This window comes from Streptomyces sp. NPDC021115, from assembly GCF_044333065.1.
Classification (GTDB): domain Bacteria; phylum Actinomycetota; class Actinomycetes; order Streptomycetales; family Streptomycetaceae; genus Streptomyces.
Genome location: NZ_JBIRQF010000005.1, coordinates 402692 through 422069 on the forward strand (window position 1 = coordinate 402692; position 19378 = coordinate 422069).

The 19378-nt window shown below is 73.5% G+C and carries 17 protein-coding genes; 9 read left to right on the forward strand and 8 right to left on the reverse strand.

Annotation, left to right across the window (positions count from 1 at the left end):
* Positions 1-9 precede the first annotated feature (9 nt).
* The 4 genes from ACH4TL_RS19380 (at position 10) to ACH4TL_RS19395 (ending at position 5406) form a co-directional block, all read left to right on the forward strand.
* Positions 10-2079, forward strand: coding sequence for a 3-hydroxybutyrate oligomer hydrolase family protein (locus tag ACH4TL_RS19380; protein WP_398315613.1), 2070 nt, complete (start codon positions 10-12; stop codon positions 2077-2079).
* A 118-nt stretch (positions 2080-2197) separates the two neighbouring features.
* Positions 2198-3361 carry a sensor histidine kinase gene (locus ACH4TL_RS19385; RefSeq protein WP_398315615.1) on the forward strand — a complete coding sequence of 388 codons (1164 nt, stop codon included), beginning with the start codon at positions 2198-2200 and terminating at the stop codon, positions 3359-3361.
* Positions 3358-4095 (forward strand): response regulator, encoded by a 738-nt coding sequence (locus ACH4TL_RS19390; RefSeq protein WP_398315617.1) that lies wholly within the window; start codon positions 3358-3360, stop codon positions 4093-4095. The genes ACH4TL_RS19385 and ACH4TL_RS19390 overlap by 4 nt, the downstream gene beginning before the upstream one ends.
* A 69-nt stretch (positions 4096-4164) precedes the next feature.
* The gene (locus tag ACH4TL_RS19395; RefSeq protein WP_398315619.1) at positions 4165-5406 is read left to right on the forward strand and encodes a serine hydrolase domain-containing protein; all 1242 of its coding nucleotides are present in this window, start codon (positions 4165-4167) and stop codon (positions 5404-5406) included.
* Here ACH4TL_RS19395 and ACH4TL_RS19400 read toward each other — a convergent pair.
* Positions 5340-5762, reverse strand: a complete 423-nt coding sequence (locus ACH4TL_RS19400; protein WP_398315621.1) for a MerR family transcriptional regulator — start codon at positions 5760-5762, stop codon at positions 5340-5342. The genes ACH4TL_RS19395 and ACH4TL_RS19400 overlap by 67 nt on opposite strands.
* A 52-nt stretch (positions 5763-5814) precedes the next feature.
* On the opposite strand from ACH4TL_RS19400, the gene ACH4TL_RS19405 reads away from it, so the two are divergent.
* From ACH4TL_RS19405 to ACH4TL_RS19415, 3 genes are all read left to right on the forward strand, one after another.
* A complete protein-coding gene (locus ACH4TL_RS19405; protein ID WP_398315623.1) occupies positions 5815-6765 on the forward strand; it encodes an SDR family NAD(P)-dependent oxidoreductase in 951 nt (316 codons plus the stop codon).
* Positions 6766-6838: 73 nt separating this feature from the next.
* Complete coding sequence (locus ACH4TL_RS19410; protein WP_398315625.1) at positions 6839-7474, forward strand: TetR/AcrR family transcriptional regulator; 636 nt, start codon at positions 6839-6841, stop codon at positions 7472-7474.
* Complete coding sequence (locus ACH4TL_RS19415; RefSeq protein ID WP_398315627.1) at positions 7471-8973, forward strand: MFS transporter; 1503 nt, start codon at positions 7471-7473, stop codon at positions 8971-8973. Before ACH4TL_RS19410 ends, ACH4TL_RS19415 begins: the two co-directional genes overlap by 4 nt.
* A 21-nt stretch (positions 8974-8994) precedes the next feature.
* Here the strand turns inward: ACH4TL_RS19415 and ACH4TL_RS19420 are convergent, their stop codons facing one another.
* From ACH4TL_RS19420 to ACH4TL_RS19450, 7 genes are all read right to left on the reverse strand, one after another.
* Positions 8995-10059: a zinc-dependent alcohol dehydrogenase family protein gene (locus ACH4TL_RS19420; RefSeq protein WP_398315629.1), complete on the reverse strand. Its 1065-nt coding sequence runs from the start codon at positions 10057-10059 to the stop codon at positions 8995-8997.
* Between the two features lie 59 nt (positions 10060-10118).
* Complete coding sequence (locus ACH4TL_RS19425) at positions 10119-10916, reverse strand: SDR family NAD(P)-dependent oxidoreductase (protein ID WP_398315631.1); 798 nt, start codon at positions 10914-10916, stop codon at positions 10119-10121.
* Positions 10917-10989: 73 nt separating this feature from the next.
* The gene (locus ACH4TL_RS19430) at positions 10990-11343 is read right to left on the reverse strand and encodes a hypothetical protein (protein ID WP_398315633.1); all 354 of its coding nucleotides are present in this window, start codon (positions 11341-11343) and stop codon (positions 10990-10992) included.
* Between the two features lie 62 nt (positions 11344-11405).
* Positions 11406-12551: an amidohydrolase family protein gene (locus ACH4TL_RS19435; protein ID WP_398315635.1), complete on the reverse strand. Its 1146-nt coding sequence runs from the start codon at positions 12549-12551 to the stop codon at positions 11406-11408.
* 27 nt (positions 12552-12578) lie between these two features.
* On the reverse strand, positions 12579-14039 hold the full coding sequence (locus tag ACH4TL_RS19440) for a glutamine synthetase (protein WP_398315637.1): 1461 nt from the start codon (positions 14037-14039) through the stop codon (positions 12579-12581).
* 141 nt (positions 14040-14180) lie between these two features.
* The gene (locus ACH4TL_RS19445) at positions 14181-15164 is read right to left on the reverse strand and encodes an ABC transporter substrate-binding protein (RefSeq protein WP_398315639.1); all 984 of its coding nucleotides are present in this window, start codon (positions 15162-15164) and stop codon (positions 14181-14183) included.
* A 30-nt stretch (positions 15165-15194) separates the two neighbouring features.
* Positions 15195-16376, reverse strand: a complete 1182-nt coding sequence (locus tag ACH4TL_RS19450; RefSeq protein WP_398315641.1) for a CdaR family transcriptional regulator — start codon at positions 16374-16376, stop codon at positions 15195-15197.
* 175 nt (positions 16377-16551) lie between these two features.
* Here ACH4TL_RS19450 and ACH4TL_RS19455 point away from each other — a divergent pair, with 175 nt between their 5' ends.
* Together ACH4TL_RS19455 and ACH4TL_RS19460 are read left to right on the forward strand one after the other, a co-directional pair.
* Entirely contained in the window at positions 16552-17952 is a 1401-nt protein-coding gene (locus tag ACH4TL_RS19455; RefSeq protein WP_398315643.1) for an MFS transporter, read from the forward strand.
* A complete protein-coding gene (locus tag ACH4TL_RS19460; protein WP_398315645.1) occupies positions 17949-19235 on the forward strand; it encodes an NAD(P)/FAD-dependent oxidoreductase in 1287 nt (428 codons plus the stop codon). Before ACH4TL_RS19455 ends, ACH4TL_RS19460 begins: the two co-directional genes overlap by 4 nt.
* Positions 19236-19378 lie beyond the last annotated feature (143 nt).

A 19378-nucleotide genomic window follows, 5' to 3' on the forward strand; every position in this document is an offset into this window, starting at 1 on the left:
GCCTCCGCGATGCCATCCGCACGCCGTACGTCCGTGAGTCTGCTGACCGTCGCCCTGACCGCTGCGTCCCTCACCCCCGTCGCCGCGGCGGACCGGGCACTGCCGCCTCCCGGCTTCCACCACCTCACCTCCGCCCACTACGACGGCAAGCGCGACGATCTGCTCACCGCCGGGCTCGGCTTCGACGGCCTGCGCGGCCCGCTGCCCGCCCCCGCCGACCCCGACCGGCCCACCGCCGCCGAGCTGCGCCGCCAGGCCATCTGGGCGTCCGCCGGGATGTCGGCCGGGTCCGGCGGCGGACTCGGGCGGCTGTACGGGGCCAACGTCGACCGGGGCCGCCCGCTGCCCGGCGACGGCCGGATCGCGGGCACCGAGTACCGGGCGGTCGCGGGGCACGGCGCGGACAGCGTGAGCTTCGTCGTCCAGGTGCCGGACAGCTTCGACCGCGCCCGGCCCTGCGTCGTGGCCGCGCCCGCGACCGGACTCGGCGGCGTCTACAGCATGGTCGGCACGGCCGGGGCCTGGGGGCTGCACCGCCGGTGCGCCGTCGCCTACACCGACAAGGGCATGGGCCCGGCCTTCGACGATCTGCACTCGGACACCGTCATGGCCTACGACGGTACGACCGGGCCACGCACGGAACTCGGGCGCCGCAGCGCCTTCGACGCCGGGCTGACCGACGCCGAGCGGGCCCGCTTCGACGCCGCGCGCCCGTACCGCGTGGCGTACAAGATGGCGCACTCCGGGACCGATCCGCAGGCCACCTGGGGGCACGACGTACTGCGCTCGGTGCGGCTCGCGCTCGCCGTCCTGAACCGAGACCACCGTGACCGTGGTGGTGGCTACACCGCCGCCACCACCACGGTCCTGGCCACCGGCGTCTCCAACGGCGGCGGCGCGGCCGTCGCCGCGGGCGAGGACGACCGCACGGGGCTCATCGACGCCGTCGTCGCCTCCGAACCGCAGATGAACCTCGCCCCGCTGAACGGCATCCGGGTGCGCCAGGGCGGGCGCGCCGTCCCCGCGGCCGGGCTGCCGCTGATCCGGTACAACTCCCTGGCCTCGCTGCTCCAGCCGTGCGCCGCGCTCACCGAACCCTCCGCGCCGGGCTACGCCACCCTCGACGTCCCCGCCGCCCGCCGCCGGTGCGCGGCGCTGGTCGGCGACGACCCCCGGCTCATCCCGCGCCGCGACGCGGAGCGGGCGGGGGAGGACGGACTGCCGCGGCTCGCCGCGCGGGCCCTCGTACGCGCCGGATACCAGCCGCAGTCCGGGTACTTGCAGCTCGCGCACTACGATCCGCAGACGCCCGCCTCGTACGCGATGAGCTACGCGCGCGCCTCCGTGGACGACGCGCTGTGCGGCTACGGCTGGGCGCGGACCGACGACTCCGGCGCCCCGGCGCCGTACCGCCGCTCCGAGCTGGCCGCCGCCTTCGGCACCAGCCCGGGGCGGGCGCCCGCCCCGGGCGTGCTGATCGACGAGAACGCACCCGGCGGGCCCGTCGCCGACGGCAAGTCCCGTGGCGCGGACGGCCGTCACGACTACAACCTGCGCGGCGAGCGCTGCGTGTACCGCCTGGCTTTCCCGCGGCGAGGCGCCGACAAGGGCCGGGACTGGGCGGCGCGCCTGGCCGCCGGGCTGGACGCCACGCGCCGCAGCGGCGACCTGCACGGCAAACCGGCGATCGTCGTGCACGGCCGGGACGACACCAGGGTGCCCGTGAACCACAGCTCCCGGCCGTATCTGGGCCTCAACGCGCGTGCGCAGCAGGGCAACTCGACGGTCAGCTACGTCGAGGTCACCCACGCCCACCACAGCGACGCGCAGACGCCGGGTCTTGACAACCGCTACGTCCCGCTCGGCTACTACTACCAGCAGGCGCTGGACGTGATGTGGCAGCGGCTGCGGGGCCGGGGCGGGGAGCTGCCGCCCAGCCAGGTGGTGCGGACGGTGCCCCGCGGCGGCGAACCGGGCCATGCCCCCGAGCTCACCCCCGCCAACGTCCCCCCGATGAAGGCCGATCCGGCGCCGGGAGACCGGGTGCGGGTGGTGCGGGACGCCGTGCGCGTGCCGTAGGGTCCCGTGCCCCTGAAACGCCGTACTCGGCGCCGGGCGGCCTCCCGCGGGTAATCTGACGCGTCAGCATGGTTCGCCACCGCTCGCCGCCGAAACCGCGAAAGGCCACTCCGAGGTGATGGACATACGGGAGCACTTACGGGGGTGGGCGGCGCGGGGCCGGGCGTTGGCGGAGGCCAATCCACCGGCCGTCGACATCGGGATCGCGCTCCTGGTCCAGGCGGCGATGACCATGCCGTTCGTGGTGCCGCGCCCGGCCGACGTCGCACCGGCGACCTGGCCCGCCTACGGGCTGACCACGTTCACCGTGATCCCCCTGATCTGGCGCCGGAAGGCTCCCCTTGCCGCCCTGTTCGCGATCCTGGCGACCAGCGCGTTGTACAAGCTGGCACTGGAAGGGCCCGGGCAGCCCCTGCCGTACACCGGGCTCGTCATCGTCTACACGATCGCCGTCCTTTCACCGCCGTGGAAGCGGTTGGCCACCGGAGTCCTGATGCTGGTGGCCGTGCCGATGTCGGTCTGGCTCAACACCCGGACGGCACGTGAACTCACCTTCTCCTCCTTCGTGCTCGCGGCGGCCTATGTCTTCGGGCGGCTGACCGCCGCCCGGCAGCGGGCCAACCGGGTCGAGGCCGAACAGGCCGCCGCGCGGGAACGGGCCCGGATCGCACGGGAGATGCACGACATCCTCTCCCACGCGGTGAGCCTGATGATCGTGCAGGCCGAGGCGGGCCCGGTGGCGGTGCGTACGGCACCGGAGCGGGCGGAGGCGGCCTTTGACGCGATCTCCGAGACGGGCCGGGACGCCATGGCGCAGCTGCGCCGCATGCTGGGGGTACTGCGCGAGGGCGACGAGCCGGTCGGCGCCCCGCGCGCACCGCAACCGGGCCTGGCCGGTCTGCCCGATCTCCTCGACCGGGTGCGGGCCGGCGGCCTCGATGTCGTCTACAGAACGGCGGGGCCCGCGCAGCCGCTGACGGACGCCACCGGGGCGACGGTCTTCCGTATCGTCCAGGAGGCGCTGACGAACGTGGTCAAGCACGCGGACGCCCGTACCGTCTCGGTACAACTCACCTACACGGAGCGGGATGTGGACATACGGGTGACGGACGACGGGCGCGGCCCGCGGCCCGGCCCCGGGGCCGGCCACGGTCTCGTCGGGGTCCGCGAGCGGGCGGCGGCCCACGGCGGTACGGCGGTCACCGGGCCGGGCCCGGGCGGCCGGGGCTTCGAGGTGCGGGTACGCATCCCCGTACCGACCGCGGCGGAGGTGGCGCGGTGACGATCCGGGTGGTGGTGGCCGACGACCAGGAGCTGGTGCGCAGCGGCTTCTCGATGATCCTGGACGTCCAGCCGGACATCGAGGTGGTCGCGGAGGCGGGCGACGGATCCGAGGCGGTCGAGGCCGTGCGGCGGCAGGCGCCCGAAGTGGCGCTGCTCGACATCCGGATGCCGGGCATGGACGGCATCGAGGCCTGCCGCGAGATCAGCGCGGCCGGCGCCTGCCGGACGGTGATGCTGACGACCTTCGACTCGGACGAGTACGTGTACGAGGCACTGCACGCGGGCGCGAGCGGCTTCCTGCTGAAGGACGTACGCCGGGACGATCTGGTGCACGCGGTCCGGGTGGTGGCGCGGGGTGACTCGCTGCTCGCGCCGTCCGTGGCCCGGCGCCTGGTGGAGCAGTACACCCGCCCGGCCGCCCGGCCACGGCGGCCCGATGCCCGCCTGGACGCGTTGACCGGGCGGGAGCGGGAGACGCTGCTGCTCCTCGCGCGGGGGCTGTCGAACGCCGAGATCGCGGCGGAGCTGGTCGTCAGCGACCACACGGTCAAAACGCATGTCGGCCATGTGCTCGCCAAGCTGGGTCTGCGGGACCGGATCCAGGCGGTGATCTGCGCGTATGAGACGGGCCTCGTCACGGCCGGAGATCCCCCGCCCGGGGGAGCGCCCTGGCCCGGAACCTCCCCCGCGCCGGTGAGGAATCGGCCCGGCGAGACCCGCCTGTGCGGGTGATCCGCGAAAGGCCGCTGGTCAGCAGGATGGAGCCATCGAGAACAACGGCTCGCACCCATGGAGTTGACCATGAAGAGCACCACCCGCACGCTGCTCGCCGCCGCGCTCGTCGTCGGCGTCGCCACGGGGCCGGCGACCCTCCCGGCCCTCGCGTCCGCCCCGCCCCGCGCGGCCTCGGCGCGGCCCGCCGATCCCACGGTCCCTGCCCTCGAGGCCGCCATCGCGAAGCTGCCGGACGCGGCGGCGACGGCCGCGCTGGTCAGGGTCGGCGGCACCGAGGGCGTCTGGCGGGGCAGTTCGGGCGTGCACGACCTCAACACCAACCGGCCGGCCGATCCGGGCGCCCGCTTCCGCGCCGGTTCCGTGACCAAGGTCTTCACGGCGGCCGTCGCCCTGCGACTGGCCGCCGAGGGCAGACTGGACCTGGACCGCAGCGCCCGCTCCTACCTGCCGGAACTGATCCCCGCGTCGTACAAGAGGGTCACCGTCCGGGAACTGCTCAACCACACGCATGGCATCCCGGCCCCCGACTTCCCCGGAAACACGGTCGAGGAGGCGTACGCGAACCGCTTCCGGACCTATGACCCCGAGGACATGGTCCGCTCGGCGACCTCGAAGAAGCGAGAGTTCGCGCCGGGCACGAAGCAGCACTATCTGAACATCGGCTACACGATCGCCGGTCTGCTGATCGAGCGTGTCACGGGCGACTCGTACGAGCATCAGCTGGCCCGCCGGGTCCTGAAGCCGCTCGGGCTGCGCGACACCTACTCTCCGGGGGCGGATCCGCGCATCATCGGGCGGCACAACCACGGCTATCAGACGATGAGGCTGGACGACGGCACGACCGGCCTGCGCGACGTTTCGGTGTGGAGGGCGACGGACGCCTGGGCGGCCGGGGACCTCATCTCGACCACGGCGGACCTGGAGCGGTTCACGAAGGCCCTGTTCCAGGGCCGGGTGGTGCGCGGCCAGCTCCTGCGGGAGATGTTCACGCTGCCGAAGGTGACGGACTTCGGGAGCGGCGCCCCGGCCGCGTACTCCGTCGGCCTCTCGATGAAGAAACTCGGCGGCCGCGAAGTGTGGGGGAAGACCGGCGGCCGCTGGGGCTACAACACGGCTATCGCCTCCACCCGCGACGGCTGCCGCACCCTGGTCTACAGCGTCAACTCCACGGACGCCAAAGGGCAGGACATGAACGAGGTGGCCATGAACATCTGGGTGGCCGCCTACGGCAAGCCGGATCCTCAGGCGTCCGACGGCGTGGGGGACCACACCCCGGCGGCGGTTCCGTCGTGGACGTGCCGCTCGTAGACGGCGACCTTGGCCCGGATGACGTCCAGGCAGGCGCCGAGTTCGTCGATCTTGGCCCGTACGTTCTCCTCGTGCTCGCGGAGCAGTCCGAGCCGGTCGGGCTCATTGCCGGGACCCTGGCGGACCAGTTCGGCGAACTTCCGGATCGTCGCTATCGGCATACCGGAGGCGCGGAACCGGTCGCACAGCGCGAGCCAGTCCACGTCGGCCTGTGCGTAGATCCGCTGCCCGCCGCCGGAACGGGGGATCTCCCGCAGGAAAAGCCCCTCGCGCTCGAAGAACCGCAGCGCGTGCACGCTCATCCCGGTCGCCTCGGAGACCCTGCCGATGCTCAGGCCGTGTTCGTCGTCGCGCATCGGCACACCGTACCTTGACCTAGCGCGCAGTCTAGGTTCTAGCGTCCTGCGCATGATCACGAAACAGCGCAAGCTCCCCTCCGGATTCGGTGCCCACAGCACCGCCGACGACGTGCTCGCCGGGGTCGACCTGACCGGAGCCACCGCCCTGGTCACCGGCGGCTACTCCGGGCTCGGACTGGAGACCACCCGCGCCCTGGCCCGCGCCGGGGCGCGCGTCGTCGTCCCGGCCCGGCGGCCCGACACCGCCGGGGAGGCCCTGCGGGGCACGCCGGGGGCGGAGGTCGGCGCGCTCGACCTGGGCGATCTGGAGAGCGTGCGCGCCTTCTCCGACCGCTTCCTCGACACCGGCCGCACACTCGACATCGTCATCAACGGCGCCGGGGTGATGGCGTGCCCGGAGACCCGCGTCGGCCCGGACTGGGAGGCCCACTTCGCCATCAACCACCTCGGGCACTTCGCGCTCGTCGGCCGCCTCCGCCCCGCCCTCGCCCCCGGAGCCCGTGTGGTGTCCGTGGCGTCGGCCGGCCACTTCCTGAGCGACATCCGCTGGGCGGACCCGCACTTCCGCACCGGCTACGACCGCTGGCTCGCGTACGCCCAGTCCAAGACCGCCAACGCCCTCTTCGCCCTGCACCTCGACCGCCTCGGCGCCGACAGCGGGGTGCACGCCTACGCCGTGCATCCCGGCAGCATCCTCACCCCGCTCCAGCGCCACGTCCCGCGCGAGGACTGGTCGGGCCTTGGCTGGGTGACGCCGGACGGCGAGCCCGCCGACGGCTTCAAGACACCGCGCCAGGGTGCGGCGACGGCGGTCTGGGCCGCGACCTCCCCGCTGCTCGACGCCCACGGCGGCGCCTACTGCCAGGACTGCGACATCGCCGAACCGGCCACCACCGACGACATGCTCATCGGAGGAGTGAAGCCCTGGGCCACCGACCTCCACGCGGCCTCGCGCCTGTGGGATCTCTCCAGCGAACTCACTGGCGTGAACGCGTTCTGAGGTCGCTGTTGGGGAAACGGAGTGAGTGCTCACTCATTGACGGAGTGAGCACTCACTCCGTACTCTTCGGGTCATGACGGAGACCTCTCCCACGCCGCCGCGCCGCCGCGCGCCCGCCATGGACCCCGACCAGCGCCGGAAGATGATCGTCGCCGCGGCGCTTCCCCTCGTCGTCGAATACGGCGCCGCCGTGACCACCGCGAAGATCGCCCGGGCCGCGGGCATCGGGGAGGGCACGATCTTCCGTGTCTTCCCCGACAAGGACACCCTGATCGCCGCCTGCGTGGCCGAGGCCACGCGCCCCGATGAAGCCGTCGCCCATCTGGAGGCGATCGACCTCGACCAGCCGCTCGACGCCCGGCTCGCCGAGGCGGCCGAGGTGATGCGCGGTCACATGACCCGGATCGGCGCCGTCGTCGGGGCCCTCGTCGCGACGGGCAAGCTCGAACGCCGGGCGCCGGACGCCTCCGCCGAGGGCGGCGGGCTGCTGGACCGTGAGGCGGGGCTCGCCGCGCCGCGCGCCGCGCTGACCGCCCTGTTCGAGCCGGACCGGGAGCGGCTGCGGCTCGCTCCCGAACGGCTCGCGGACTCCTTCCAGCTGCTGCTCATGTTCGCCGGGCGGCCGGGCGCGAACGACCCGCTGACCGCCGACGAACTGGTGGATCTCTTCCTGCACGGCGCCCTCGCCGGGCCGGGGCAAGGCGGATGACCACATCCGACGCGTATGCGCGGCTCACGTCCCGCCGCCGGACCCTGATCACCCTGGCCCTGCTGGCGTGTGCCTTCCTGGCCATGCTCGACGGCACCGTGGTCGGCACCGCCCTGCCCCGCATCGTCGAGCAGATCGGCGGCAGCGGCAGCTGGTACGTCTGGCTGGTCACCGCCTATCTGCTGACGTCCTCGATCAGCGTGCCCGTCTACGGGCGCTTCTCCGATCTGTACGGCCGCCGCAGGCTGTTGCTCGGCGGGCTCGCCCTGTTCCTGGCGGGCTCCCTCGCGTGCAGCCTGGCTGGTTCGATGGAGGCGCTGATCATCTCCCGCGCGGGACAGGGTCTTGGCGCCGGGGCCCTGCTCACCCTCGGCATGGCCCTGATCCGCGACCTCAACCCGCCCACCCGTACGGAAGGGCTGATCCGCATGCAGACGGTGATGGGCACGATGCTGGTGCTCGGCCTGGTCGGCGGGCCGATCGTCGGCGGTCTGCTCGCCGACCACGCGGGCTGGCGGTGGGCGTTCTGGCTCAACCTCCCCATCGGCCTGGCCGCCGCGGCCGTTCTCGCCCTGGCCCTGCCGGACCGCCGCCCTGCCGCGGCGCCGTCCGGACGGCTCGACATCGCGGGGGTCCTGCTGCTCACGGCCGGTCTCGCCCTGGCCCTGACCGGTCTCAGCCTGAAGGGCACCCCGGCGGGCGGGCGCACCCCGGCCTGGACGGATCCCACCGTCGCGGGGTGTCTGCTCGGCGGGCTGGCGCTGCTCGCCCTGCTCGTCGCCGTGGAGCGCCGCGCGTCCGTCCCTGTGCTGCCGCTCCGGCTCTTCCGGCACCGCACCTACAGCGCCCTGCTGACCGGCGGGTTCTTCTTCCAGGCCGCCGCGATGCCGGTCGGGATCCTGCTGCCGCTCTACTTCCAGCAGGTACGGGACCACTCCGCGACCGTCTCCGGGCTGCTGCTCCTGCCGCTGATGATCGGCATGACGCTGAGCAACCGGCTCACCGCCGCCGCCATTCTGCGCAGCGGTCGCGCCAAACCGGCGCTGCTGACCGGCGCCGGGCTGCTCACCACGGGGACGGCCGCGTTCTTCGCCCTGGGCGCGGCGACACCGACGGCGCTGATCTGCGGATGGCTGCTGATCGCCGGTCTCGGCACGGGGCCCGCGATGGGCGGCATCACCATCGGGACCCAGAACGCCGTACCCGCCGCCGACATGGGCGCGGCGACCGCGGGCTCGGCCCTCGCCAAGCAGCTCGGCGGCACCTTCGGGCTGGCCTGTGCGCAGTCCCTGATGGGCGCTCACGGCACGGTCACCGCCACGGCCGGCGCCCAGGCGATCGGTTCCACGGTCGCCTGGGAGGGGGCCGTCGCGGGAGTCCTCGCCCTGGTGGCGGTCTGCGCGATGGGCGACCTCATCGTCCCCACCCCGCGGGGCCGGGTGCCCGCCCCGCGTGCCGGAGCCGGGGCGATGCCCGGCGCGGGGTCAACGGCCGGGTGAACGGCGGCAGTTAGCCGTCCGTCAGTGGCCGGAGGCGGGCCTGCGGTGGGGCTCTATCACCGTCACCCCGCCCTTGGCCGCCGACGGCAGCGTGGACAGGGCCTCGGGCACCGCGTCCAGCCCTATGATGTCGGTGACCAGCAGATCCGGGCGCAGCGTCCCGGCGTCGACCATCTCCATCATCGGCCCGTACGCGTGCGCGGCCATGCCGTGGCTGCCCAGCAGCTGGAGTTCCAGGGCGATGACCCGGTCCATCGGGAGCATCGGGTTTCCGGCGGCGGGCGGCAGCAGGCCGATCTGGACGTGGCGGCCGTGGCGGCGCAGGCTGCTCACCGACGCCGCGCAGGTACGGGGCGAGCCCAGCGCGTCCACGGACACATGAGCGCCGCCGCCCGTCGCGTCCGCGACGGCCTCGGCCACCGAGCCCAGCGTGGAGGACGCGTCCACGCAGACCGTCGCGCCGAAGCGGGAGGCCAGGGCGAGCGCCCGGGCGGAGATGTCGACCGCGACGACCCGCGCCCCGCAGGCCGCCGCGATCATGACTGCGGACAGCCCGACGCCGCCGCATCCGTGCACCGCGACCCATTCGCCCGGGGTGACCCGGCCCTGGGTCACCACCGCGCGGAAGGCGGTCGCGAAGCGGCAGCCGAGCGAGGCGGCGGTGGTGAACGGCAGCTCGTTGCGGATGCCGACGAGGTTGACGTCGGCGTTCTCGACCGCGACGTACTCGGCGAACGACCCCCAGTGGGTGAAGCCCGGCTGCGTCTGCCGCTCGCACACCTGCTGGGCGCCGTCCGCGCACGCGGCGCAGCGCCCGCAGGCGCAGACGAAGGGAACGGTGACGCGCCGCCCGGGGCGCCAGTTCAGGACGTCGGAGCCGATCTCCTCGACCGTGCCCGCGAGTTCATGCCCGGGGACGTGCGGCAGCCGGATGTCCGGGTCGTGGCCCATCCAGCCGTGCCAGTCGCTGCGGCACAGCCCGGTGGCCTCGACGCGGATGACCGCGCCGCGCCGGGAGGGGGTGGGATCGTCGACGGTCCGTACCTCGGGCCTGCGTCCGAAGTCGTCGAACACCACAGCACGCATGAACCCGCTCCCTCGCTCGAACACCCGGTGGGGTCGCCCGAACCTACACCACGGAGCCCTCAGCGTTTGTCGCGCTGTCCGTCCGCGAGCTGCCGGGACGTCTGCCCGGCGCCCGCCTGGCGCTGGGCGCGCTCGGCGAGGGTGGGGAAGAGGCCGCCGAGGGCGCTGCCGAAGCGCAGCTCCATCGGGGCCACGTTCACCTCGGCCCGGTTCCGCTCGATCGCGCGGACCGTGGCGGCCGCCACCCGGCGGGTGGTGATGGTGCGCACCCCGGCGGGCGTGGACGCGCCGGAGTCGGCGAACATCCCGGCGTCGCCCACGAACCCGGGCTGCACCAGCGTCACCCCGACGCCCGTGCCGTGCAGGTCCTGCCGCAGCCCGAGCGCGAATCCGCGCAGCCCGAACTTGGCCGCGTTGTAGAGCGCGGCGCCGGGGGACGCGGTACGGCCCGACAGCGAGCCGATCATCACCAGCTGCCCGGACCCCGCGGCCACCAGCCGCGGTGCCATCAGCCGGGACATCAGCAGCGGGGCGCGCAGATTGACGTCGAGGGCGCGGTCGAGCTGCTCGGTCTCGTAGCCGAGGACATCGCCGCTGGAGGGCAGCGCGGCGTTGGCGATGAGGATACGGACGTCCGCCGCCTCCGCCTCCTCCACCAGCCGCTCCACATCGGACCGTTCGGCCAGGTCGGCCACGAGCGGACGGGCGCCGAGCCGTTCGGCCAGCGGCTTCAGCACCTCCTCGCGGCGCCCGGTGAGCAGCAGCTTGGCGCCCTTGGCGGCGAGAGCCCGGGCGAGGGTCTGCCCGATGCCCCCGGTCGCTCCGGTGAGCAGGACGGTGGTGCCGCTGATCCGCATGCGTTTTCCTCCGGCGACGGTGGCATATCGGGCGACGGTCGCCCCACGCCGAACCGTACCCGCCGGTACGACTTCACGCGCCCCCGGGATCCATGCCGCTGACCCGGGCTATCGCCTCGACCTCGCGCCGGTCGTGCTCCTGCTGGTTGCCGAACTCGACCACCAACTGGAGCCCGTGCGGCCCCAGCAGACTGGTCAGCTCGGCCAGCTCCCGCCCGAGCGCGGGGGTGAACAGATCCCGGTCGAGCGCCGTGAACGGTACGTCGATACCGGTGGCGCCGCCCGAGGACCGGCCCACGATCGCGTCGTTGATGCCGTGCAGTATGCGCAGCAGCAGATCGTACGACGCGCGGTCGAGGCGCGACTGAAGCTCGGCCAGGTGGAGCGCGAACTGCTGGGCGCGCTCCAGGAATTGCTCATCGTCCATCCCACCATCGTGGCGAAAACCGCGGCCGAGCGCCCCGCGAACCGGTGATTCTGCGGCCAACGCTAATGATCACGGGTGATCGTGCTGCCGAGCCCGTACACTCGGCGCGCGTTGTCCGCGCCGAGGAGCGCCGCGACCCGCCCCGCGTCGCCGCTCGACCACGCGCCCTCGCGCACCCACTGGGACAGCAGCCGGGTCAGCGCCTCCCGGAACAGCCGCGCGCCCACCACGTACAGCTCGGGCAGCCCGTAGGCGTCGGTGGAGAACAGCACCTTGCCGAACGGCGCCAGCTCCAGCATCTCGGCGAGCACCGCCCCGGACCGCGCCCCGGTGTGGGTCAGGGACAGCCCGACGTCGGCGTACACATGCGGGAAGACGGCGGCGAGGTAGGCCGCGCCGCGGTGGTACGGATAGCCGTGCAGCAGGATCAGCGAGCAGCCGGTGGGACGCACGGCGCGGATGAAGTCGGTGAGCGCGAGCGGATCGCAGTGGTCCAGCCGCAGATCCGGATCGCCGAAGCCGGTGTGCAGCTGGAGCGGCAGCCCGGTGCGGGCCGCGGACCACAGCAGATGGCGCAGCAGTACGGGGTCGGTCACCCGGGCCGCGGGCGCGCCGCCCTCGGCGCGCTGGGCGAGCCAGCGCTCGGCCGCGCCGTACACGGCGGCGGGGGCGGGCGGGGCGGGATCGAAGTGGAGGCCGTAGCGGTAGGCGGCCACCGATTTGAAGCCCGCGGCGGTACGGGCCGCCTCCCGGATCCCGTCGGCGAGCCCGGCCAGGAAGTCGTCGGCGCTGCGCGAGGTGTCGGCGGTCCGCTCCGCGAGGTGTTCCAGCCGGACGATCTCGTGCGCGGTGCCGCCCGCCGCCGCGGCCAGCTCGTCCGGGGTGGTGAGATCGCCGGGGAGGCCGGTGTCGACGAGGAATTCGGTGATCCCGGCGGCGCCCAGCAGCCGCCGGTTGACCTCCCGCACCCCCAGCTCCCGCCGCCGGGCGAGGTAGCGGGCGGGCGGGCAGTGCGGTTCCAGGTCGAGCAGCGGCGGACACCAGCGGCGCAGCGCGAAGCCCAGCTGGCTGTCGAAGAAGGTGGTGCCGAGCGCGGCGGGCGCGTCGGACTCGGTCAGGAACGCCTCGAACGCGGCGGCGTCCAGTTCGCGGCGGGCCACCCCATGACAGTGGTGGTCCACCAGCGGCGGCAGAGACGGCCCGGTCATCTCCGTCCCCTCGGCGGAGTGCATCGTTCAGTACCGTCCCCGGGTCGCGGCCGCGATCTCCTGCGGGGTGGCCTTCTCGAACAGCGCCGCCTCGGCGCGCCGTACGGCGGCGATGGACTCGAAGAGCGGATCGCCCAGCGCCTCGCGCAACACGCCCGCGTCCTCGAAGTGCTCCAGCGCGGCGGTCAGCGAGGTGGGCAGCCGCCGCTCCCTGCCGGTCTCCGCCGGGTCGCCGGAGACCGGCGGTGGCAGGGTGAGCCCGGCGTCGAGCCCGGCGAGCCCGGCGGCGATGACCGCGCCCGTCAGCAGATAGGGGTTGGCGGCCGGGTCGAAGCACTTGATCTCGGCGTTGGCCCCGCCCGGGTCGTCCGGGGCGCCGGTGATGAAGCGCAGCGCGGCCTCGCGGTTCTCCAGGCCCCAGCACTGGTACGCCCCGGCCCAGCGGGAGGGCTCCAGCCGCAGATAGCTCGCCGGGGAGGGGGCGCCGACGGCGAGCAGGGCGGGCAGCGCGCGCAGCACTCCGGCGAGGAACGCCTCACAGGTCGCGGTCATGCCGTGCGGCCCGTCCCCGTCCCGGCACAGATTGCGGTCGCCCTGCCACAGACTCAGGTGCAGATGGCCGCCGTTGCCGACCGTGCCCGCCTCGGCCACCGGGCCGAACAGCGGGGTGAGACCGTGCCGCGCCGACACCCCGCGAATCGTCTCCCGGACGAGGACGGCCAGATCGGCGGCGCCCACCGGGTCCGCGGGCGCCACGGACACCTCGAACTGCCCGGCCGCGTACTCCGGATGGAGCTGGAGCACCTCGACGCCCTGGGTGTGCAGCGTGTCGAGCACATCGGCGAGATAGCCGGAGAGGTCGACCAGGCGCGCCATGCCATAGGCCGGGCCCACCCCGGCGTAGCGCGGACCCGCGCCGTACGGGCCCGGAGCGGTGCCGTACGGGCCCGGAGCGGCGTAGTGCGGACCCGCGTCGTACGGGCCGGGCGTGTCGCGCGCGGGGCGCGGCGCGCCGGTGCCGCCCGTGCCGTCCGTGGTGACGACCCACTCCGTCTCGAACCCCATCCGCAGCGCGATGCCCCGCCCATGGGCGCGCTCGGCCATCCTGCGGGCGAACAGCCGCTGGCAGGCCGGGTGTTCCAGGCCGGACTGGGCGTAGCGGTCGACCGGCGCCCAGGCCCAGCCGGGCTGGGCGGCCAGCACCGTGAGCCGGTCCAGGTCGGGGTAGAGCCGCAGATCACCGTCGGGGCCGCCGATATGAGGGCTGGTCGTCATGGAGTCGTCCACGAGGTACACGTCGAAGACGGGGGACATGCCGACGCCACGCCGGGCGCTGTGGGCGAGCCGCCCGGTGGGCACGGACTTGACGCGGGTGAGCCCCGCGTTGTCCACCCAGGTCAGCGCGATGCCATGGATGCCCTGCGCGGTGAGCCGGTCGGCTTCCTGCCGCGCCCTTGCCTGTGCCTGTTCGCGATCGCCCGTCCCCATGGGCTACCTCCTCCGCCGCGGCCACTACGCCGAGACTATTGCCTGCGGAGGGCATTATGGTGACGGATTGTCCCGATCGCATACGGGGCGTGACGGTGGGATATGCCTTTCCCATAACCGTCGCGAACGTCCGGGTCCGTTTCAGCGGCCCAGGTGCTCGGTGATGTCGTCCAGGACGACACGCGCGGCGGTCGGACCGGCGTTGAGGTACCAGGGGTCGTCGTCGACCTTGACGGTGTGTCCGGCGCGCACCGCGTCGAGCTTCTTCCACAGCGGATTGGAGAGATAGGTGTCCGCGTCCGTCTTCCCTGGCCGGCCCTGGATGGAGTAGAAGATCCAGTCGCCGTCCATCTGGGGGATCCGCTCACCGCTCAGATCCTGGGAGATGTCGTCGAACGTCTGCGACTTCGGGCGGCCGAGCCCCATGTCGTCGGCGATGGTGCCGGTGAAGGACTTCGCGCCGAACATCCGGACCCGGTCCGGGTTGAACCGCACCATGGACAGCTCCGTGTCCTTCCCGCCCAGCTCGGTGCCCTGCCGCGCGGCGTCCTTCTCGAAGCGGCTGATGACCGTGCGCGCCCGGTCGTGCTCGCCGACCGCGTCCGCGACGGTCAGCAGGTCCTTCTTCCAGTTGACCCCGCGGCCCTTGGTGACGACGGTCGGCGCGATGGCCGACAGGGTGGGGTACAGGTCGCCCTGGGTGCTGTTGACCAGGATCAGATCGGGCTTGGCGGCCGCGAGCTTCTCCAGGGAGGGGGAGGAGCGGGTGCCGATGTCCGTCATCTTCGCGAGCGCCTTCGCCTTGCCGGGGAAGGCGTCGCGCAGATAGTCCGGGACGAGCCCGGCGTTGTCGGCGCGGGTGGTGGCAGCGGGCACGAGGCCGAGGGTGAGCAGATCGTCGAGCTGTCCGGTGCTGATGACCGCGACGCGCTTCGGCTTCGCCTTGACCGGTGTGCTGCCGAGCGCGTGGGCGACGGTGCGGGGGAAGGCACCGTCCGCCTGCCGGGCGCCCGGCCGCCCCGCGGACGCCGAGGACGAGTCCGCGGACCGCGCGGGGCCGCAGCCGGTGAGGGCGGTCGCGGCCAGGGCGGCGGCGAGCAGGGGGAACAGGCGGTGGGTGCGCACGAACAACTCCAAGGGCTTTTCAGGTAAGCCTTACCTTATCTTGCCCTGGAGGATGTCGGTCAGGCAGGCGAGGTACATCTCGATGGCCTGGGCGGGTTCCCGCACCGGTTTCCCCGACAGCTTGCCGATCTTCTCCAGCCGGTACAGCAGCGTGTTCCGGTGGATGTGCAGCCGCTCCGCGGCCCGCACCAGCTGGAAGCCGCCCTCCGCCCAGCCGATCAGCGTCTCCCGCAGCGTCGGCCAGTCCGGCTGGGCACGCAGATCGCCCAGTACGGCGTCGGCGAACCGCGCCCGGCCATGGCGTGGCGCCGAGCCCAGCAGATGCGGTATCCGCAGGGCGGAGGCGGTGAACACGCGGTCGCCGGGGGAGACGGCCGGGCCGGTGCGCAGCGCGGTGGCCGCGTCGCGGTACGAGTGGTGCATCCCGCTGCTGCCCGTGCCTGGCTCGCCGACGGCCATCCGCCCGTCCAGGCCGTGGCGTTCGTACAGCAGCGACAGCAGATGGCCGCAGGCGTCGGCGAGCCGTCCCGGGGCCGTGCGCTCCCCGTGCGCGGCGGCCAGCACGACGTACCGCCCCGCCGCCTGCTCGCCCGCCACGTCCTGCCGGTCCCGGAACACCTCCCGTACGGTCCGCAGCACCGTGATCCGGGACACCGCCGCGCCCTCGTCGGCCGCGCGCACCTCCAGCAGCAGCGCGGCCCGCGCCGCGCCGGGGGCCAGGCCCAGTTCCACCGCCCGGGCTTCCACCGCCCCGGCGTCGACCACCTCGGCGTCGTAGAGCGCGACGTCCCGTACGAAGTCGTCGACCGCCCGCTCGTGCAGCATGCGCGAGCGCAGCAGCGCGTGCTCCTCCAGCAGGATCTCGGCCTGCCGCCGCACCACGAGGCCGAAGCGGTGCACCTCCTCGGGCTCCCCGGTCAGACAGACCGTGCCGATCACCTCCTCCCCGACGGTGATCGGCAAGCTCATCCCGTGCCGCACCCCGCGCATCCGGCTCGCCTGTCCGGCGGTGTGGATCGCGGGCCGCCCGGTGCGCACCACCTCCAGCGACGCCTCGTGGACGGTGCCGACGCGCGAGCGGTCGCCGCAGCCGATGACGACCGCCCCGGGGTCGGTGATCAGCACGTTGAAGCCGGTGATCCGGCCGATGTCATGGGCGATCTCCTGAGCCAGCTGCGGGGTCAGGACGGGGTGGCCGCTCAGAGGGTCCATGGGCGGATCGTACAAGTGACCCCGCAGAACCGGGCACCGGTTCGTACGCCTTCTACGATGACCGGGCGGCCCGCGCTGCCTACCGTCTTCCGTCATCAGCACCGGGCGCCTCGCGACCGCCCGGCCAATCCGTCCTCCTCCTCCCCAGGAGCACGTCCCTCATCGGAGACGGCCCATGAGCACAGCCTCCCTCGAAAAGTCCCGTCCCACCCGCACCCACTGGCTCATCACGCTCTACGCGGGCGGCGGCGAGTTCTGCGACGGCTACATCCTCAGCATCATCGGCGTCGCGCTTCCGCTCCTCACCGCCGACTACCACCTCAGCTCCTTCGGCGCCGGAGTCGTGGGCTCCGCCTCCCTGGTCGGCATGTTCGCCGGGGGACTGATCTTCGGCTATGTCACCGACCGGGTCGGGCGGCAGAAGGTCTATCTCTTCGACATCGCCGCGTTCATCCTGCTGTCCGCGGCCCAGTTCTTCGTCACCGACCCATGGCAGCTCACCGTGCTGCGCTTCCTCATGGGCATCGCCATCGGCGCGGACTTCGCCATCGCGGGCACCATCGCCTCCGAGTTCGCGCCCCGCAACTCCCGGGGCCCGCTGCTGGTCATCATGGTCACCATGTGGTCGGTCGGCGCCGCCGTCGCGTACGTCGTCGGCTGGGTGATGATGACCTCCGGCCACGACGACTGGCGCTGGATGCTCGCGAGCAGCGCCCTCCCGGCCGCGCTGATCCTGCTGCTGCGCTTCGGCACCCCCGAATCCCCGCGCTGGCTGCTCAGCAAGGGTCGCACCGACGAGGCCCAGGCCGTGCTGAAGCAGATGCTGGGCCCGGACGCCAGCGTGGCCGACCTGGAGGCGGACACCGCCTCGCGCACCCGCTACGGCGACATCTTCCGCGGCGCCTATCTGCGCAGGACCGTCTTCATCAGCGTCTTCTGGGCCTGTCAGCTGCTGCCCATCTACGCCATCACCACCTACGAGCCCACCATCCTGGCCTCCTTCGGGCTGGCCGACGGCAACGACTCCTACCTCGGCGCGGTCGTGGTGCAGATCTTCTTCGTCCTCGGCTCGCTCTCCGGCATCCTGGTGGTCAACAAGGGGCGGCGCACCCTGCTGTTGTGGAGCTTCGGCCTCTCCGCCGTCCCCCTGCTCTGCCTCGCCGCCCTCGGCCACCCCTCACCGGCCGTCGTGGTCGTCCTCTTCGCGGCCTTCGGCGTGGCGTGCTTCTCCAGCCAGTGCCTCCAGGCCATCTATCCCTCCGAGCTGTTCCCGACCGGGGTGCGCGCCACAGCCAACGGCTTCGCCACCGGCATCAGCCGGGTCGGCGCCGCCATCGGCACCTGGGGAGCGCCCGTCGTCCTCGCCCACAGCACCCGGCTCGCGATGCTCCTCGGCGCGGTCATCTGCGTCCTCGGCTGGGCCGCGTCGTACGTCCTCGCCCCGGAGACCAGCGGGCTGACCCTCGCCGACGCCAGCTCGGCGGACCGCGACGGCGATCCGCGCGGCCGCTCCCGCCTCCGCCGTGACTCCGCCGCCCCGACCACACCGCGGTCCGCGGTGAAGGAGACCTCATGACCCACCCCGGCACCCCGCCCTCCTCGGTCACGATCGTCGGCGGCGGAGTCGTCGGCCTGGTGTGCGCCCACTACCTCAGCGCCGCCGGGCTGCGGGTCACCGTCCTGGAGCGCGACCGGCTGGGCAGCGGCGCCTCCCGCGGCAACGCCGGGGAGGTCTGCCCCGACCTGGTGGAACCGCTCGCCGCCCCCGGCGTGATCGGCAGCGCGCTGCGCGGGCTGCACCGCCCGGACAGCGCCCTCGCCGTCCACCCCTCGCCCAGCGCCCAACTCGTGCGCTTCCTCGTCCGCTTCGGACTGCGCGCCACCGCACGCCACCACGACCGCGGCGCGAGCGCGCTCGGCGCGCTCGCACGGGGCACCTTCGGGCTCTTCGAGGAGCTGGAGGCGCTGGGCGTGGACGGGGAGGCGCACAAGGACGGCTTCCTGTTCGCCTTTCCGTCCCGCGAGTACGCCGCGAAGGCGCTCACCGGCTTCCGCAGCCTCGGCGCCCCGATCGCCGACGGCGGGCTGCTCACCGGCGCCGCCCTCGCGGACACCGAGCCCGCGCTCACCGAGGGCGCCCGGGCGGGGTTCGTGGTGGACGACCAGTGGTCGCTGGACCCCGGCCTGTTCGTGGACCGGCTCGCCGAGCGGCTGCGCCGCCAGGGCGTCGAACTGGTCGAGGGCGCCCGGGTGTCGGCCGTCGCGGACCGTGCCGGGCGCGCCGAGGTACGTACCTCGGCGGGGACGTACCGGAGCGACGCGGTGGTGGTCGCCGCGGGCATCTGGTCCCGTGAGCTGGTCCGCGGGCTCGGCGTGGACATCGACCTGGTGGCGGGCAAGGGCTACAGCTTCTCGGTGGCGGCCGAGCCCCCGCCGTCCCGGCTGGTCCACCTCGGCGCGGCCAAGGTGGTGCTCACGCCGATGGGCAAGCGGGTCCGGGTCGCCGGGACGATGGAGTTCGAGCGCGACCCCGACCGGTTCCGGCGGCGGCGCGTCGAGGCCATCGTCGCGGCCGCGCGCCCGTATCTGCGCCACGCCGACTGGGACGACCTCCAGGAGGAGTGGGTGGGCCCGCGCCCGATGACCCCCGACGGGCTCCCGCTGATCGGCCCGGTGCCCGGCCACTCCCGGGTGCTGCTGGCCACTGGCCACAACATGCTCGGCCTGATGCTCGCCCCCGCCACCGGGCGGCTGGTGGCCGGACTGCTGACGGGGGACGCGGATCCGGCCCTTTCCTCCGCGTTTGACCCGGTACGCGGCGCCCGACGCTATTCTTGGCGTGTACATGGCGTCCGGTGACTTCGAGTCCCCGGGTGCTTGGGTCTTCCGGCGAGTGAGCCGAAGGGGCGCGCCGGTGTCGAAAGGGAGTCGCGCGCAGGGAGCGAGGTACGAGCGACCGAGCACGTCGACCGTCGACACCGGCTGGGCGCCCCGGAGGCGAA

Bases quoted from the DNA above. Each gene is read 5' to 3' on its own strand.
- ACH4TL_RS19415 (WP_398315627.1), top strand. From the start codon at position 7,471: ATGACCACATCCGACGCGTATGCGCGGCTCACGTCCCGCCGCCGGACC.
- ACH4TL_RS19435 (WP_398315635.1), bottom strand. From the start codon at position 12,551: ATGACCGGGCCGTCTCTGCCGCCGCTGGTGGACCACCACTGTCATGGG.
- ACH4TL_RS19400 (WP_398315621.1), bottom strand. From the start codon at position 5,762: ATGCGCGACGACGAACACGGCCTGAGCATCGGCAGGGTCTCCGAGGCG.
- ACH4TL_RS19450 (WP_398315641.1), bottom strand. From the start codon at position 16,376: ATGGACCCTCTGAGCGGCCACCCCGTCCTGACCCCGCAGCTGGCTCAG.
- ACH4TL_RS19380 (WP_398315613.1), top strand. From the start codon at position 10: ATGCCATCCGCACGCCGTACGTCCGTGAGTCTGCTGACCGTCGCCCTG.
- ACH4TL_RS19430 (WP_398315633.1), bottom strand. From the start codon at position 11,343: ATGGACGATGAGCAATTCCTGGAGCGCGCCCAGCAGTTCGCGCTCCAC.
- ACH4TL_RS19395 (WP_398315619.1), top strand. From the start codon at position 4,165: ATGAAGAGCACCACCCGCACGCTGCTCGCCGCCGCGCTCGTCGTCGGC.
- ACH4TL_RS19420 (WP_398315629.1), bottom strand. From the start codon at position 10,059: ATGCGTGCTGTGGTGTTCGACGACTTCGGACGCAGGCCCGAGGTACGG.
- ACH4TL_RS19455 (WP_398315643.1), top strand. From the start codon at position 16,552: ATGAGCACAGCCTCCCTCGAAAAGTCCCGTCCCACCCGCACCCACTGG.
- ACH4TL_RS19385 (WP_398315615.1), top strand. From the start codon at position 2,198: ATGGACATACGGGAGCACTTACGGGGGTGGGCGGCGCGGGGCCGGGCG.
- ACH4TL_RS19440 (WP_398315637.1), bottom strand. From the start codon at position 14,039: ATGGGGACGGGCGATCGCGAACAGGCACAGGCAAGGGCGCGGCAGGAA.
- ACH4TL_RS19425 (WP_398315631.1), bottom strand. From the start codon at position 10,916: ATGCGGATCAGCGGCACCACCGTCCTGCTCACCGGAGCGACCGGGGGC.
- ACH4TL_RS19405 (WP_398315623.1), top strand. From the start codon at position 5,815: ATGATCACGAAACAGCGCAAGCTCCCCTCCGGATTCGGTGCCCACAGC.
- ACH4TL_RS19410 (WP_398315625.1), top strand. From the start codon at position 6,839: ATGACGGAGACCTCTCCCACGCCGCCGCGCCGCCGCGCGCCCGCCATG.
- ACH4TL_RS19460 (WP_398315645.1), top strand. From the start codon at position 17,949: ATGACCCACCCCGGCACCCCGCCCTCCTCGGTCACGATCGTCGGCGGC.